14 protein-coding genes and 1 pseudogene are annotated in these 15021 nt (G+C 42.8%); 7 read left to right on the top strand and 8 right to left on the bottom strand.

What is annotated here, in order from left to right:
* Nucleotides 1-40: 40 nt before the first annotated feature.
* The 3 genes and pseudogenes from ACFFAP_RS26240 to ACFFAP_RS26230 all read left to right on the top strand — a co-directional run.
* Nucleotides 41-223: pseudogene (locus ACFFAP_RS26240) on the top strand (adenylate/guanylate cyclase domain-containing protein); the annotation flags it as partial.
* Nucleotides 221-517, top strand: a complete 297-nt coding sequence (locus ACFFAP_RS26235; RefSeq protein WP_375513973.1) for a DUF4118 domain-containing protein — start codon at nucleotides 221-223, stop codon at nucleotides 515-517. The pseudogene ACFFAP_RS26240 and the gene ACFFAP_RS26235, both read left to right, overlap by 3 nt.
* Nucleotides 518-651: 134 nt before the next feature.
* Nucleotides 652-972, top strand: a complete 321-nt coding sequence (locus ACFFAP_RS26230) for a PAS domain-containing protein (protein ID WP_375513972.1) — start codon at nucleotides 652-654, stop codon at nucleotides 970-972.
* A 97-nt stretch (nucleotides 973-1069) separates the two neighbouring features.
* Here ACFFAP_RS26230 and ACFFAP_RS26225 read toward each other — a convergent pair whose 3' ends face one another.
* The gene (locus tag ACFFAP_RS26225; protein ID WP_375513971.1) at nucleotides 1070-1312 is read right to left on the bottom strand and encodes a hypothetical protein; all 243 of its coding nucleotides are present in this window, start codon (nucleotides 1310-1312) and stop codon (nucleotides 1070-1072) included.
* A gap of 381 nt (nucleotides 1313-1693) precedes the next feature.
* On the opposite strand from ACFFAP_RS26225, the gene ACFFAP_RS26220 reads away from it, so the two are divergent.
* Nucleotides 1694-3538, top strand: a complete 1845-nt coding sequence (locus ACFFAP_RS26220; RefSeq protein ID WP_375513970.1) for a tetratricopeptide repeat protein — start codon at nucleotides 1694-1696, stop codon at nucleotides 3536-3538.
* 61 nt (nucleotides 3539-3599) lie between these two features.
* Here ACFFAP_RS26220 and ACFFAP_RS26215 read toward each other — a convergent pair whose 3' ends face one another.
* The 6 genes from ACFFAP_RS26215 to ACFFAP_RS26190 all read right to left on the bottom strand — a co-directional run bounded on the left by ACFFAP_RS26215 (nucleotide 3600) and on the right by ACFFAP_RS26190 (nucleotide 8368).
* Complete coding sequence (locus tag ACFFAP_RS26215; RefSeq protein WP_375513969.1) at nucleotides 3600-4277, bottom strand: hypothetical protein; 678 nt, start codon at nucleotides 4275-4277, stop codon at nucleotides 3600-3602.
* A complete protein-coding gene (locus ACFFAP_RS26210) occupies nucleotides 4270-4608 on the bottom strand; it encodes a hypothetical protein (RefSeq protein ID WP_375513974.1) in 339 nt (112 codons plus the stop codon). Before ACFFAP_RS26210 ends, ACFFAP_RS26215 begins: the two co-directional genes overlap by 8 nt.
* Nucleotides 4512-4943 (bottom strand): hypothetical protein, encoded by a 432-nt coding sequence (locus ACFFAP_RS26205; protein ID WP_375513968.1) that lies wholly within the window; start codon nucleotides 4941-4943, stop codon nucleotides 4512-4514. Before ACFFAP_RS26205 ends, ACFFAP_RS26210 begins: the two co-directional genes overlap by 97 nt.
* Before the next feature lie 24 nt (nucleotides 4944-4967).
* Complete coding sequence (locus tag ACFFAP_RS26200; RefSeq protein ID WP_375513967.1) at nucleotides 4968-5288, bottom strand: hypothetical protein; 321 nt, start codon at nucleotides 5286-5288, stop codon at nucleotides 4968-4970.
* A gap of 233 nt (nucleotides 5289-5521) precedes the next feature.
* Nucleotides 5522-6610 carry a TIR domain-containing protein gene (locus ACFFAP_RS26195; RefSeq protein ID WP_375513966.1) on the bottom strand — a complete coding sequence of 363 codons (1089 nt, stop codon included), beginning with the start codon at nucleotides 6608-6610 and terminating at the stop codon, nucleotides 5522-5524.
* A gap of 405 nt (nucleotides 6611-7015) precedes the next feature.
* Nucleotides 7016-8368 (bottom strand): N-acetylmuramoyl-L-alanine amidase, encoded by a 1353-nt coding sequence (locus tag ACFFAP_RS26190; protein ID WP_375513965.1) that lies wholly within the window; start codon nucleotides 8366-8368, stop codon nucleotides 7016-7018.
* 287 nt (nucleotides 8369-8655) lie between these two features.
* On the opposite strand from ACFFAP_RS26190, the gene dnaG reads away from it, so the two are divergent.
* Both dnaG and ACFFAP_RS26180 read left to right on the top strand, forming a co-directional pair.
* Nucleotides 8656-10638 (top strand): DNA primase, encoded by a 1983-nt coding sequence (gene dnaG, locus ACFFAP_RS26185; RefSeq protein WP_375513964.1) that lies wholly within the window; start codon nucleotides 8656-8658, stop codon nucleotides 10636-10638.
* Nucleotides 10639-11246: 608 nt separating this feature from the next.
* The gene (locus tag ACFFAP_RS26180; RefSeq protein ID WP_375513963.1) at nucleotides 11247-12320 is read left to right on the top strand and encodes a hypothetical protein; all 1074 of its coding nucleotides are present in this window, start codon (nucleotides 11247-11249) and stop codon (nucleotides 12318-12320) included.
* Nucleotides 12321-12573: 253 nt separating this feature from the next.
* Here the strand turns inward: ACFFAP_RS26180 and ACFFAP_RS26175 are convergent, their stop codons facing one another.
* A complete protein-coding gene (locus tag ACFFAP_RS26175; RefSeq protein ID WP_375513962.1) occupies nucleotides 12574-13917 on the bottom strand; it encodes a DEAD/DEAH box helicase in 1344 nt (447 codons plus the stop codon).
* Between the two features lie 236 nt (nucleotides 13918-14153).
* Here ACFFAP_RS26175 and infC point away from each other — a divergent pair, with 236 nt between their 5' ends.
* Complete coding sequence (gene infC / locus ACFFAP_RS26170) at nucleotides 14154-14642, top strand: translation initiation factor IF-3 (protein ID WP_196522611.1); 489 nt, start codon at nucleotides 14154-14156, stop codon at nucleotides 14640-14642.
* Nucleotides 14643-15021: the final 379 nt, after the last annotated feature.

Raw genomic sequence — 15021 nt, 5'->3', positions numbered from 1 at the left:
TTTAACTTTTAATTTTTAATTAAAAAAAGGTCATGGGGTAGAGAAAATCAAGACCATTGGCGATGCATATATGGCTGTTGCTGGGTTGCCAAATCAGTCTAAAAACCACGCTCCAGCTATAGCTAATATGGCTTTGGATATGCAAAATGCTATAGCTACCTTCAATGCAGAAAACAACCAATTATTTCGCATTCGTATTGGCATTAGTACTGGGCCAGTAGTGGTGGGGGTAATTGTCAGCTACTTTTTATTAGAGCCAGTGTTTTCGCTCTTTGTTGATAATCTAGACAGCATAGTGCGGTTAAGCTTGTTTATGCTGGTGACAATACTCATCAGCTTGCTCACCTCAGAGTTACGCACTGCTAAACAACATCTTCAAATGAGTTTGCAGAAGCTACAGGTGAGCGAGGCAAAGTTTAGAAGGTTGGTAGAGTCCAACATTATTGGGGTAATTGTAGCCAATATGGACGGGCAGGGCAAACGCATCCAAATTACTCTTGATCACAACCAAGGCTAAGAACCAACGACTTTAGCAGCATTTCTCGTTTGGTTTAGTTTTCAAGACTCAAAGCGATCGCTAAAGTTGTGTCAATAAGCAGGGATTAATGCGACTATTTTAGAGCTTATTGATAATAAAACCTTCTTGTTGACATGATGCGTTTGCCCTGTATGGACGGGGCGATCGCAGAGGCTAATGATGCTTTTTTACAAATGGTCGGTTATTCGCAGGAGGATTTGCTAGCAGGGCTTCGATGGCGCGACATGATACCACCAGAATATATTGAAGCTAATAACAGTGCGATCGCACAACTCAAAATCAAAGGCGTGTGTCAGCCCTTTGAGAACGAATACATCCGCAAAGATGATAACCGTGTTCCTATTCTATTAGGTTGCGCTTTGTTAGAAAATAATCAAGAGGATGAGCAGGCTTTCAACTCCATGTGCCCAAACCAGTCAATCCGGCTGAGTTAGCAGCTGTAGTTGCCAATCTCACCGGACGCACTTGAATAGTTTAAACGTAGGAACAATAGCTGCTTTCTACCTGATAAATACTACCACTAAATTATACTTACGTTGTTTCAATAACACTTAGGGGGGCATCTGTAGTGAGTTTCACAGCATCCTGAACACCACTTATGGTCAAAGGAAGGGTACTACTAGTCGTGTTATCAATAGTTGTACCTACGGCTTTGGTAATGCTACCAACGGGATCTACAATTACTGGAGGAGTCTCTCCACCTCCTTTACAGCTTTTAAGTTCTTCTTCGGTAAGCACTGTCAAAGTACTTAATTCTAAAATTTTAATAGCCAACCGTTAAACCTCTTAGATTAAAATTTACATGAAAATATATATACAGCAAATGGATTGATATTTCAATATCTCCGTTTAATTTTTTAGACGCACTATGTGTATAAACGCCTTACCTTAGTCAGCCCGTTAGACATTGCCTACCCCTTGAACAAGAGGCAAGGCAGCTCTTAGCTGGGAGCAAGGGGAAGAGGACAAGGAGAAAAGGAGAATTGGGGACAAGGGGAAAGACTTATTGCAAGTTCTCACCTCTTGTCACCTTGTCTCCCCTGCCCCCTACGCCCTGCCTCTTGGTTGAATGCTCCCAAGCCCTACAGGCGTCCAATCAACTCGGTCAAACTCAGACTAGAATTAGAATGGATGTGACGTTCTCTAGTAGCCAAAGTGCCAGACTCTTTGCCATTGCGCGATCGCTATCTTGCATTAATCGATGAAATTGTCGAAACCACCCTCAAGGGCAAAATTAGCTCTGTGGAGATGGTGTATCAAATGCTGCTTAAAGGAATTACTTCCGGTACAGGGGAAGTCTTTGAGCTAGCTTTGAGCGATCGCCTGAATGCTCTCCAAAATCAAGTTGATAGTGAAAAAGACGAACTCAAAAAAGCCAAGGCTACTAGGAGTTTGAGAGCCATTAAAACCATTCAAAGTCAATGGCAACGTTGGCAAGAGCAAAACAAGTCCACAGAAGCGATCGCCTCCGCAGTGACAGAAATTACCACAGCCCCTGCTGACGAGCGTTTGGCGGCATTTATCCGGATTACTGACCCCAATCAGAAATATCCGCTAAATTTGCAACAGTTACAGCAATTATCAAAAGCATTACAGCAATTTGCCCAGGCAGATGCTGATTTACAACAATTTTCCGAAGGGATTACCCGTGGTTTAGCTTCTTGGCAGCGATTGCAAGACAACTTGCTCAGTTGGATGTACGAGCAAAAAGAATCTTTAGGATTTGGTGGCGTACCGGGAGAACGTGGCCCTTGGGCAAGTTGGGCGAAACAACTCAATAGTGAGTTACCCCAAGCACTGCTTCGCACCTTAGCTATGGAAGAATCCGCAATTGAGTTTGCCGAGCGACAACGGGGTATCACCCTTAGAGATTGGGTGGAAATGGCATTGATTTTACAGTTCTTGCAACGGGGACTAATTAACTGGTTTGACCAACAAGCTTACGACGTTAAAGCGGGGCCAAAGTTGTCCATTTCCACATTCTTGACCTTTGCAGTGATTTGGAGTCAGTTAGCAAGTGGTTTTGGGAGCATTGGGACAGTATACAGCGATGCCTGTTCTCAAATCATGCTCCAGATATTGCGAACCTTTGCCCAGCGTCCGTATTTTCCTTTTTACGGCGGGATTTTTGCCTCTTTTACTGGCACTTATTTGCGAGATGCCCTCGATTATTTGGATGAACCATTGCGACGAGGCGAGGGAACCCAAGAAAAGGCGCGGATTTTGACACTTTTAGGCTATTCTCAGCGTGCTTTGGGACAATACCAGCGCTCACTTGATTTTCATCATCAGGCGTTAGAGATAGCCAGAAATGCAGGCGATCGCGCCTGTGAAATTGCCAATCTCAACCACCTCAGCCGCACTTACGTACAACAGCAAAATTATGCTGAGGCAATTAACTACAGTCAACGAGCATTAATACTGAGTCGGCAAGCAGGCGATAGAACAGGAGAAGCAAACGCGCTGGTAAATTTAGGTTACAGCGAAGTCATGCAAGCTCAAGAACTGGAAAATCTAGAACCAGAAACTTATGAAGCCGCAATTAACTATTTAGAACAAGGTTTAAAATTATCAGAAAAATTAGGCGATATTCAAAGTAAAGCCTTATGTGTCAGCAGTTTAGGAATTGCTTATCTAGTAATTGGAGAACACCAAACTGCAATTAAATATCTTGAAGATGGCTTTAAAACAGCGCAAGTTTCCGGTGATTTGTATCTCCAAGGGCGAAACTTAGCTTATTTGGCAGAAGCTTATTATCACTTACAAAATTCTGAAAAAACTGTTTACACAGGCTGCTTGGGAATGTATCTTTTAGAGCAAATAGCTTCTCGTGAGTGGCGACAAGCAGCAGGGTTACTGACAATTTTACAAGGACAAATCGGGGCAGAAGCTTTCCAAAAGTTATTACAGCAACATCGCCCGAAAATGATTGCGGTTATCGGTGTAGATGGGTATGATCACATTCCGCAATTGTTAGAAGAATATAAGGGAGATATTTAAGAAAGTAATTTGATTCAGGTTAAACTGCTCCAAAGTGCCGTAGCTTTCGTGTTCAGCGACTTCAAGTTTCAGGAGAGAAACAAGAAATGCGATCGCTCAACTTTCCCCTGACGGGCAATTTATCGATCATGTGCGTGAAATTATTCGATTTTTTAAGACTGCTTAATTGTTGCTGAGTTGCGCTGACTGTCCCATGACTGCCCCCAGTACGGCTAATTTTGATATTAGCTGTCTTTTCAGTTTCTTGAGCAATGAATTGAGGAGTAATAAAAGGAAGGACATCAAAAAAAGGAATGCCACCAACAAAGGATAAACTGCCAGCCAGCGATTCATTTTCTCTGGGAAAAATAACCTCTTTTAGGAAGAATGTGCTACCGATCGCAACAACGCAAGTTGCAAGTCCTAAAATTAGGAAACGTGCGATTTGAGCCGTTTTACGTTTATCGAAAGTTGGTTGTTCTTTGAGAATTGTTGTTGAGCTAATATCCTCTATTTTACTTTCAAAAAAATCTTGTTCTAGTCGCTCTGGAATGAGCTGGTCAAAATAATCTGGAAAAATTTCCTCTTCTCGCTGGGATTTTACCCAAAGGGCACAGCATAGTTGGGCTAGTGCAGTGCGATCGCGAGTACCAAAACCTGCATTAATAGATTCCAGCAGCAGATGATATTCTGCTAACCCTAAGGGAAAACCTGCTTTCCTTAAACAGGTGAATAGTTCTAATAATGCTGGATCATTCACGATCGCTAGTTAACCTCAAATAATTAATGTGGGCATCCCAACTTTTGAGTAATACCTCTAAGTAAGGTAGTTGGGCTTCACCCGACAACCTATTTAATACTTCTTGTAATGAATCTCGCTTTAACGCCTTTATCCAATCGAGTAATTCACTCGTACTCATATTCTTACTGAATTTACCTGTTTCACCCTCCATAGATTCCCGTAATTTCATAAAACGGGAAACAGCTGTATCTGTCAGTTCATCTGCAATATCAGGGAATCGATACTTGACAATTTTAACAATTTGTTCATAGCCGGGAAAATGGACGTAATAAAATAAACACCGTCGCAAAAAGGCGTCAGGTAAATCTTTCTCGTCATTACTAGTGATAAAAACGAGCGGTGAATTGACTGCGTTTCATCAGCATTGTTAAACGCAATTAAAACATTCTGTGATTTCCGTAATTCACAAATTTTTTCTGCTATTTGAGAAGGTAAACTCTTTTCAGGTAATCCAACTCGACCTGCAAATTCATCCCAAATTGCTAATATATCCGTCCTTGATGAAGTTCTATTTAAGTCAATAACAATATTTTTACCTTCTAAAATATTGGGTATAATTGAAGCCAATCGATTCAGTAACCATCTCTGACCACAGTCTTTAGAATAGCCTTGGAGCAAAAACACACCATGAGAGTATTTTCCAGCAATTTATTCAAAGAGATTATGCTGTTCCCAGTATCCCAACTTCAATAGTGATTTATATAATAAATCAAAAGTTTGACTTTTTTCTAAATCAGAGTTTTCCACTCGTTTAGCTTGATTAATCTGTTCATCTAACTCGTCAAGTTCTTCTTCTATTTCTTTTAATTTTTCTTCATCCTCTTCAATTCGCTGTTCTAGCTCATATTTAGCTTCCGAGTCAGTTTTGATTGCTCTTTCTTTCTTTAACCATTTCAACTTTTTGCGAACTTCTTCATATTCCTCTTCTAGGTCTTCACGTTTTGCCTCTAAACGCTTAAGCGAAGGCATATATTCTCCTTAATTTATGTCTGAAATATCTGCTGATCTCGCTGGGATTCTAGCATCCATACTGCCTTCAAAAAAATTACTGCAAGAGTTGGATAGCCACATAGTATTGAGATTGCGAAGAGAAACAAATCAGGGTAGGAACATTCAGAATTTTACCAAGGAGTCATTCTCACTCTGCGTTTGTGCGGTGAACACACTCCATCTTTATGATTAATCTACTTTTTTGACTATTTTTACAGGGAATTAACCGCTTTGCGAATACCTTCTACCACATTTAGAAACGCGGCATCGCGATCGCTCCACTGGGTTACAGGTTTGGCATCTTTTGGTAGAACCTGGAGCTTACTAAATGGCGAATCTTTCCAATCACAGGGTCTGAGAATAATCGGAATCACCTTTGCTGTGCCTTGATTGTGTCGTGCGATCGCCCCCTGCATCTCTATGTCATAGCAATAGTCCGATCCCATGAAGGGGGGACTGATCAGCAGCAGAATGATCCGAGCGGATTCCAGTCGCCCCTTAATTTGAGCTTCCCATTCTTCTCCCGCTTCGATCGCCCGATCATACCAGGCAGTAATCTTACCCTGCCGCTTGAGGTTAGCCAGATGAGTGATAAATTCTGACAGCAGGTCGTCATCTTTATGGGAGTAGGAGATAAATACATCGATTGGCGCATTCTGCAATTGCTCAACTGGAGGTTGAACAAGAGTATCCGAGGTGGGTTGAACAGTGGCATCAATAGATGTGGATTTTTTTAGCAGCACTGGGGTCAAGTGTTCTGCAATGCCTGCCATCCGAATTGCTGCACACCCTAGCTTGTAGGCAAACTCAATGGGACGACCTGCCCCGATCGCATCATAAAACCCTACCGCAAACTCGATCGCCGCTCGATCTCCGATTGCTTGGTTCATGCCAATTACATAGTCAACATGATTAGCGATCGCCTTCGCTTGCACTTCTGAAAAACAGCCGTTTAGCACAACACAGCGAATTTGGTCAGCAAACAGTTCAAACAGCCCTGCCAATGCTTTCCCGTCCACAAGCTTCGTGTTGCCAATTTCATCTTCAAAGACTAGCCCTTGTTCCCCTGTCCCATGTCCTGAGAAATGGATAATCTGCGGACTGATATCGAGCATAGCCCGTTGAATATCACGAGGACGAACCGCCAACCGTTGCTCTAGCTGAAATTGGTCACGCTTTTGAGCGCGTTGCAGTCCTTCCCCAATGTCCCGCAACTCTTGATCGAGCCGTAGACGCGTGGTGTCTTTAGGATTGGCAGCCAGAAATAAGATGCTTTGCCGATGACCACTGAAAAAACTCATAAAGAACTTGCTTCAATATTGCTCACATAATTGAGCTTTACTATCAGGATATACAGACTTTTTCTAGATAATATGTATATTCAGCTATCTATAGGATTCATATTTGATTGCGTGAAATACACGTAGGGTGCGTTATGCCTCTGGCTAACGCACCATCAGATAGTTTGGTGCGTTACGCTACGCGATAACACACCCTACATATACTTAAATTTTTTCATAAATCAAATCGGATTCCTATATCATACAAGAATTTTGACCTAATAAATACCCTAAATAGAATTTTTACGTATATACCTTGTTGTTATCCAAAATTTTTCCGCATAACATAATTAAACGGAAATTTTCTGAATATCATTACTTGATCACAACGCCCTAAAAAAATTGCTATGACAAGTTACTCAATACTCAAAGAAGTCCTGCTGATTCATATAATCGTTTGAGCATTGCTGAAATCTTCGTACCATAATCTAAATCTGCTGACCACCGCCCTGATAGCTGATCAATTAATGGCGCAATTCCCCGCGTCACAAAGCGAAACCTTGGATCTACTACTTCCTGTACCAAAGGTTCTAAACTGGCGTAAGCTTTCAAATGTTGGATGTGCGCCCTCACTCCAATTCTGGCACTTGGAAAAGACGCAGCCTCCGAACCACCACCGATCGCACCTAAGCCTGCAAAGTTATTTTGCTCAGGTTTAATATCACCACCAAACCGTAAAAATCCAGTTTCTACACACATTTGGCAAAAGGCAATATCATAGTTAACTCCCTCTATCCCTGCTTCTTCCCGATAAAGTTTTGGGATGTCAGGAAACTGTACTAAAGCATTTTCATTATTGTTTCTCAGAAATAATTGTAACTGGACTTCGGAAGTATTACCGTTCGACATTACCCGCGAAAATTGACCAGGACAAACCACCAAATTTGATCGCAAGCTAACAGTACGCGTTGCAGCAGCCCAACTGACTGCAACATTAAAATCTCGCAGTTCGATCGCTTTGACATAAACTACTTTGCGATAGGTAATCCGATTGACATTAGCCGCTTTTGAAAGGTCAATCCGCAGAAGGTCTACTAAATCAATGGGGATGTAAGCATTCCCATTAACTAAAACTCCTTGCTCTGAGTAATTTTGTCCATTAATATTAATATTAACTGGCGGATAATTTGCATTGGTCGGAGTTCCAGGAGTGGGGTCAATTACACGACTCCAAGTTACTAATCCATCGACAATTCCCAAAGCAAAATCGCGGCGACGACTTTGCAGCAAAGCTCGATCCTCTGGATTGCTGAGAAACCCCACTTGCATCACCAAAGCTGGCAGCGTTGTCTGGCGACAGAATGTTAAACTACCCAATCCACTATCTGTATCTGGCTTGACTCCCCGATTCGGTAATTGGGGTACGCGGCGCAACAACCCCACTAGCAACTGTTCAGCATTACTTCTGCGATCGCTATTATTAGCAATATAGAAAACGCTAGCCCCACGCACAGAAGGGCTATTAGCTGCGTCAGATTCAATCTCTAGGGCGACATCACCCCGACGGCCACGGGAATTGATCCAGGTGATAGTTTGGGCGGCGCTTAAGTCATCAGGGACTGCCAAAATTTCCACATTCCGCGCCCTCAATTCCGTAACAATCAAATCCCGTAGCAGAATCATTTCTTTAGCTTCAGTTGTACCACCTGCGATCGCACCTGGATCTATCCCTCTAGCTTCTTTACCTCCATGAGCCGCAGAAATAAAAATACGCCCCATCTTAAGTATTTCCTCTGATAAAATTAAGTGTAAGCAATTCTATAAATCATTCTTGGTCTAGCAACAAGAATATAATAGCCATCAGAAGTCATTTGTCATTTATCCTTTGGTATTTCTCCAAAGTTGATGGCGAGGGATTGGGGACTGGGTAATAGGTAAACTTTCAATCCCCAACACCCAATCCCTCATCCCTAATCCCCAATACTTCGGCAACTCTTGGAGACGCACTCGCGTTCGCTCAGTACAAGTCCTCAATCCCCAGTCCTCAGTCCCCAATCCCTAATCCCATGCAAATCCCGCGCCTGCACCCAGACACAATTGAGGAAGTTAAACTACGGGCTGATATTGTAGATGTCGTCTCGGAATACGTAGTTTTACGCAAACGTGGGAAAGATTTCGTCGGTTTGTGTCCCTTCCACGATGAAAAATCTCCCAGTTTCACCGTCAGCCAGACCAAGCAAATGTACTATTGCTTCGGCTGTCAAGCTGGAGGAAATGCCATTAAGTTTGTGATGGAGTTGGGGAAGCGTTCTTTTGCTGATGTGGTGCTGGATTTAGCACGGCGTTACCAAGTACCTGTGCAAACTCTCGAACCCGAACAACGCCAAGAATTACAGCGTCAGCTATCTTTGCGTGAGCAGTTATATGAAGTTTTGGCAACGTCCGCCCAGTTTTATCAACACGCCCTGAGACAATCCCAAGGGCAAAAGGCAATTCAATATTTGCAATCTAACCGTCAACTCAAAGAAGAAACTATACAGCAATTTGGTTTAGGTTTTGCTCCCGCAGGTTGGGAAACTCTCTACCGTTATTTAGTGGAAGATAAACATTACCCAGCGCAAATATTAGAAAAAGCGGGATTGATTAAGCCACGCAAGGAAGGAGGCAGTTATTATGATGTATTCCGCGATCGCTTGATGATTCCCATCCGTGATGTCCAAGGGCGCGTCATTGCATTTGGTGCTAGAACCCTCACAGATGAGCAACCTAAATATCTGAATTCACCAGAAACGGAACTTTTTAGTAAAGGTAAAACATTATTTGCCCTCGATCAAGCCAAAGGTGGGATTTCCCAAGCCGATCAAGCGGTGGTCGCAGAGGGATATTTTGATGCGATCGCTCTCCACGCTGCTGGTATTAATAATGCCGTTGCCTCACTCGGTACAGCTTTAAGCTTAGAACAAGTCCGGTTAATATTACGCTACACCGAATCGAAACAATTAGTACTCAATTTTGATGCTGATAAAGCCGGAACTAATGCAGCCGTTCGGGCGATCGGTGAAATTGCCGAACTAGCATACAAAGGCGAAGTTCAGCTAAAGGTTCTCAATTTACCCGATGGTAAAGATGCTGATGAATATTTGCACCAGCGAACCCCAGAAGATTATAAAGAACTGCTAAAAAATGCGCCACTTTGGTTAGACTGGCAGATTCAGCAAATTATTCAAGACCGTGATTTGAGACAGGCTACTGATTTTCAGCAAGTAACTCAGCAATTAGTCAAATTACTTAAAAATATAGTTAACAGCGATACACGCAACTATTACGTTTCCTACTGTGCAGAAATACTCAGCTTAGGAGATACCAGACTTATACCTCTACGAGTCGAAAATCTGCTAACTCAAATTGCTCCCCCTCCGGCTACATACTCTAAACCTGTGTCAGCGAAGAAAGCATGGGGAGCTAGCAAACTTTCTCCACTCCTTAGTACAGACGCGATTAATCGCGTCTCTCCCCACTCCCCACTCCCTACAGAACGCAGCTTTTTAGAACACGCTGAGGCACTATTACTGCGAATTTACTTGCATTGTCCCGAACAGCGTCAAGGGATTATTGACGAACTAGAAGAGCGAGATTTGCAATTTAGCCTTTCCCACCACCGATTTTTATGGCAACAGATTTTAGAAATTTCATCAGGTGATGGAGAGACGAGAAATTTTGCGTCTCAACCAGATTTAATTTCCCGCCTGCAAGACCAGTTCTTAGAATTTGGTAGCGAGATGGGGTTAATTTCTCATTTATTTCTTATGGATGAAAAAAACCAGAAAGAAATACTTCGGACTCCGCAAGTGGTTCAAGCTGCGATCGCTTGCATGGATTTAGTGATGCTTGAAAAACGCTATCGCCACTTTTTGGAACTATGGCAACAAACCGATCCAGAAGCTGAACCAGAGCGGTATCAATCTTATTATCAGGCTTTCTACGCCGAAAAAATCAAGCTTCAGAAAATAGACCGACAACGGTTATTTTCGATCACAGAATTGTTGTAGCCTCGCACTCACAAAAATAGCACGGGACGTGTGAAAGCCACTTGAGATAAAAACCTCGCTCTTAGTGAGCGGCCTAATTCAACTCTTTGCCCTTTAGCCATCTTTTTTATACTTAAGTACAGCGCCTATGGAGCGCTACTAATTTTACGCATAAACCATGTTCGCCTGGTGCAATGTCTTGTCTTCGACACGCTACACGAACTATAACCTCTTCGGAGATATCTATTAACATCAATAATCTTAACTCTATAACCCAATACGGTTCAGTTAAGAATTTATTTCTTCTCTCTGCGTCCTTGGCGTTCTTCTCTAACGAGACGCTGCGCGAAGGCGGTTCGTTAAAAAAATTCACTTTCACTAAGAGTTTTAGCCTTAACTGAACCGTATTGCTCTATAACCCGGTAGCAAATCACCTCATCACGCAACACCTTGAATGGACTAGGGCGTGTTTTCAAACTACTCGTTTAGCCTCCTAACTTTTTATATCTCCCTAAATCCCCCGATAAATTGGGGGACTCTGATAAGTTTTTGCCCCCCTTTTTAAGGTGGGTTGGGGAGATATAAGACTTCAAAAACAGCACCTAGTCTTATATTTCAAAGATGGTAATATGAACAATAATTTTTGTGATGCTACCAATATGAAACTCTTCAACATTTCCAAATTAAGTGTGCCATTACTAAGCTTCGCATTGTTATGGTGGGTAGCTCCACAAGCTAATGCAGCTCTTCTCGTGGGTAGCAGAAATAACAACTCAGTTTTGCGATACGATGAAGAAACTGGGAAATTTATTGATACATTTATACCTTCGGGAAGTGGTGGATTAAACGTAACAGTGGGTTTTGCTGTTGGTTCAGATCAAAATTATTATCTGAGCAATTTTGCGGCTAATAGTATAGAACGTTACAACGGAGAGAGTGGGGATTTCATCGATAGTTTTGTTACTAAAGATAGTGGTGGATTAAAACTTCCTCAAGATTTGGCTTTTGGATCTGATGGCAACCTTTATGTTGCTGGGACGGTAAACGGTACTACTAATACCGTTCTGCGTTATGACGGCAAGACTGGAGCTTTTATTGACACTTTCATTTCATCTGACAAAATAGATCCTGCTGTACCATTTAGTTTGATCTTTGGACCAGATCAAAATATATATCTCAACAGTGCTATCACTGGTAGCATCAAGCGTTATGACAGTAAGACAGGAGCTTTCATTGATAACTTTGCCCAAAGCAAACCAGGATCTGTACCAGGAAGCTTAACTTTTGGGCCAGACGGCAATCTGTACGTTGCTGACTTTAAGACTAACGATATCGCACGCTATGACGGCAAGACAGGAGAATTTATTGATTTTTTTGTTACTAGTAATAGCGGTGGTTTTTCAGGGACTGCGAAACAAACTTTTGGCCCTGATGGGAACCTGTATGTGAGTAGTATATTGACTAATAATGTGTTGCGCTATAACGGTAAAACAAAAGCATTTATCGATGCATTTGTTCCAGCAGGTAGTGGCGGTTTGGGACAACCAAGATTTTTGTATTTCACTAAAGATGCAATTGCAGTTCCCGAATTTAGAACTGGGTTAGCTCTATTAGCATTTGCAGCTATTTTAAGTGTAGGTAAAGTAATGGGTCGTTTCAAAAATGATATAATTGATAATTACGATGCCGAGTCTCTTAACTGAAGTTTAGAGGATTTTTGAAAAGTCAAAGGCAGTAAAAATTATGCAAGTCATCTGACCATAATCCAAATCATAAGTAGCTGGACAAAAATATTTACAGCCATTGCGTACTCTTTTGGAGAACCCGTAGGGTACGAAGTAAAGTAATCGCAATGACATTATGTAATTAATTCTGTCCGACTACTTACTCAACTGCCAACTTTTCAAACATCCTCATAATAGAAGAGAGGTTTTCCAGTTGAACAGCTAACAAAAATTAGCGATCGCGTTTAGCAGATCGGCGCGATCCAGACGAACGAGCTCCAGGCTGATCGCCATTCGTAGGCGGTGGCGCTACCTTACGTTTAGCTGATGTCTGTGGTAACGGATTAGCAGTACGAGCCGGACGCTTATCACGTTCGGTTTTAGCTCTGTGTTGCCGTCCATTTGGGATTGGTTCGGGGTTGGTATCGGGGTTGAGCGCAAAACCAGCCACTACTTCCCTTGGCAAGCGCTGTTCGATCAGTTTTTCAATATCTTTCAATAGAGGATATTCATCAACCGACACCAGCGATACAGCTTCACCTGACGCGCCAGCGCGGCCAGTGCGCCCAATGCGATGAACATAATCCTCTGGTACATTGGGTAGATCGAAGTTAACTACATGAGGCAGTTCGCTGATATCAAGACCCCTAGCAGCAATGTCTGTCGCCACCAATACCTGTAAGCTACCATTTTTGAACTTTGCCAGAGCATTAGTACGCACCGGCTGGCTCTTATTCCCGTGGATTGCCAGTGCTTGAATGCGGTCTTCGCCCAACTGCTTAACCAAACGATCAGCGCCGTACTTAGTGCGGGTGAACACTAGCACTTGATACCAATTATCTCGGCGAATCAGGTGAGCAAGTAATTGACGTTTCTTGTCACGGTCTACCTGATAAATTTTCTGTGCGATCGTCTCGGCGGTAACGTTGCGGCGTGCTACCTCAATCATCGTCGGGTTATTAAGCAGCCCAGCGGCGAGTGTCTTAATTTTGTCCGAGAAAGTAGCGAAGAATAGCAAATTTTGTCGCTTTTTGGGCAATAGTGAGAGAATGCGGCGGATATCATGAATAAAGCCCATGTCCAGCATCCGATCTGCTTCATCTAGCACCAAAACCTCAATATGCGACAGATTCAACGTGCCCTGCTGTACATGATCTAACAGTCGCCCTGGAGTAGCGACTAAAATATCCACTCGGTTCTTCAAACGCTGTTTTTGCAGATTAATACCGACTCCGCCGAACATCACCATCGAGTTTAGCTGCAAGTACTTGCCGTATTCGCGCACGCTTTCTTCTACCTGTGCAGCGAGTTCACGAGTCGGGGTAAGAATCAGCGCCCGGATCGGCGGGTATCCCTTATATGTACCTTTGACGATCTTGTCAGACGACAACCGATGCAGAAGCGGTAGGGTAAAACTAGCGGTCTTTCCGGTACCAGTTTGTGCCCCAGCTAGCAAATCGCTACCCGACAAGACGGCAGGAATCGCCTGTATCTGAATTGGTGTGGGTTCAGTGTACCCGCGTTCGGTAACCGCACGGATAATTTCATTGGACAAGCCGAGAGTAGAAAAAGACATAAAACTCCAAAAATAACATCGGCCTGTCGCCAATGGCGGCGTCAGTCTTAGGCGGACGGATAAAAAAGCGTTGAAAGGCTGATGGGCAATAGCGCAAAGACTGAAGAGCGAGTGCCGCAATTCCACATTTTAACAGATTGTAGTCGATTGTGTGGTTAAAGTTGCTCTGATTGAGTGTTGTGTTAAATTAGCATTACTTGGAATGTAAAATGTTGAACAATTAGGAGAAATTCGTTATCGCAATCCAAAAGCAACTGATTAATTCACAAATCAAGTCACCTAGCGTCTTCTTGATTGACCATGAGAATAACAATCGTGGTCTGATCGACACCAATGAGGCGCTACAGCTAGCCGAGAGCTTAGAGCTTGACTTAGTTGTAGTCTCCCAAGGCAAAGAGGCTCCAATCGCCAAGATTCTTAACTATGGCAAGCTTCAGTATCAAAAGAAAAAACGTCAGAGCCAGAGTGCTAGACCCACGGTAAAAGAAGTTCGATTTGGTCTAAACGTGGGGGTGGCCGATTACAATTTACGCATCGAACAAGCAGGTGAGTGGTTGAGTAAAGGCGATTCAGTCAAGTTTGCCATCCGTTTACGAGGCCGAGAACATCAATATCGTGACAAAGCAGGAGAACTGCTAGACCGAATTGCAAATGATCTCAGTCAAGTAGGTAAAATCCAATCGCTGGATAAACGCGCACTAGTTGTTCAAGTGATTCCTGCCTAGTTAATCTTGCGATCGCTAAAGGATATATTTGTAACAGCTTGTAAGGAACGAAAAAAGCTGGAGGCAACACTGTAGCTTCTATGGAAAAAACATTGAGATTATCCCCACTGAAGATAGCAAGGGGATTTTTCGCTGTCCAATAGTGGAGATTAGCCTGTCCTAAGCATATAGAATAGTAGACAACCCTGTACAATAAGGTAAAACTTTGTACAGGGTTTTGTTTTATGTATAAACCGCATGAATTTGCAAATAAAGTGCGATCGCACTTATTTTTAAGACAGTCGCCACGGAATTGATACTATTCTCTCCTGATGAGATAGCCAAACAAAAAAAACTAGAAAGGTGAGAAGGGCTTTATAAGATGACAAGGGGCAGGGGG

Origin of the sequence: uncultured Nostoc sp., assembly GCF_964245575.1 — a bacterium.
Lineage (GTDB): Bacteria > Cyanobacteriota > Cyanobacteriia > Cyanobacteriales > Nostocaceae > Nostoc.
This window is presented reverse-complemented; position numbering and strand designations above follow the sequence as displayed.

Bases quoted from the DNA above. Each gene is read 5' to 3' on its own strand.
- ACFFAP_RS26190 (WP_375513965.1), bottom strand. From the start codon at position 8,368: ATGGGGCGTATTTTTATTTCTGCGGCTCATGGAGGTAAAGAAGCTAGA.
- dnaG (WP_375513964.1), top strand. From the start codon at position 8,656: ATGCAAATCCCGCGCCTGCACCCAGACACAATTGAGGAAGTTAAACTA.
- ACFFAP_RS26180 (WP_375513963.1), top strand. From the start codon at position 11,247: ATGAACAATAATTTTTGTGATGCTACCAATATGAAACTCTTCAACATT.
- ACFFAP_RS26200 (WP_375513967.1), bottom strand. From the start codon at position 5,288: ATGCCTTCGCTTAAGCGTTTAGAGGCAAAACGTGAAGACCTAGAAGAG.
- ACFFAP_RS26230 (WP_375513972.1), top strand. From the start codon at position 652: ATGATGCGTTTGCCCTGTATGGACGGGGCGATCGCAGAGGCTAATGAT.
- ACFFAP_RS26195 (WP_375513966.1), bottom strand. From the start codon at position 6,610: ATGAGTTTTTTCAGTGGTCATCGGCAAAGCATCTTATTTCTGGCTGCC.
- ACFFAP_RS26175 (WP_375513962.1), bottom strand. From the start codon at position 13,917: ATGTCTTTTTCTACTCTCGGCTTGTCCAATGAAATTATCCGTGCGGTT.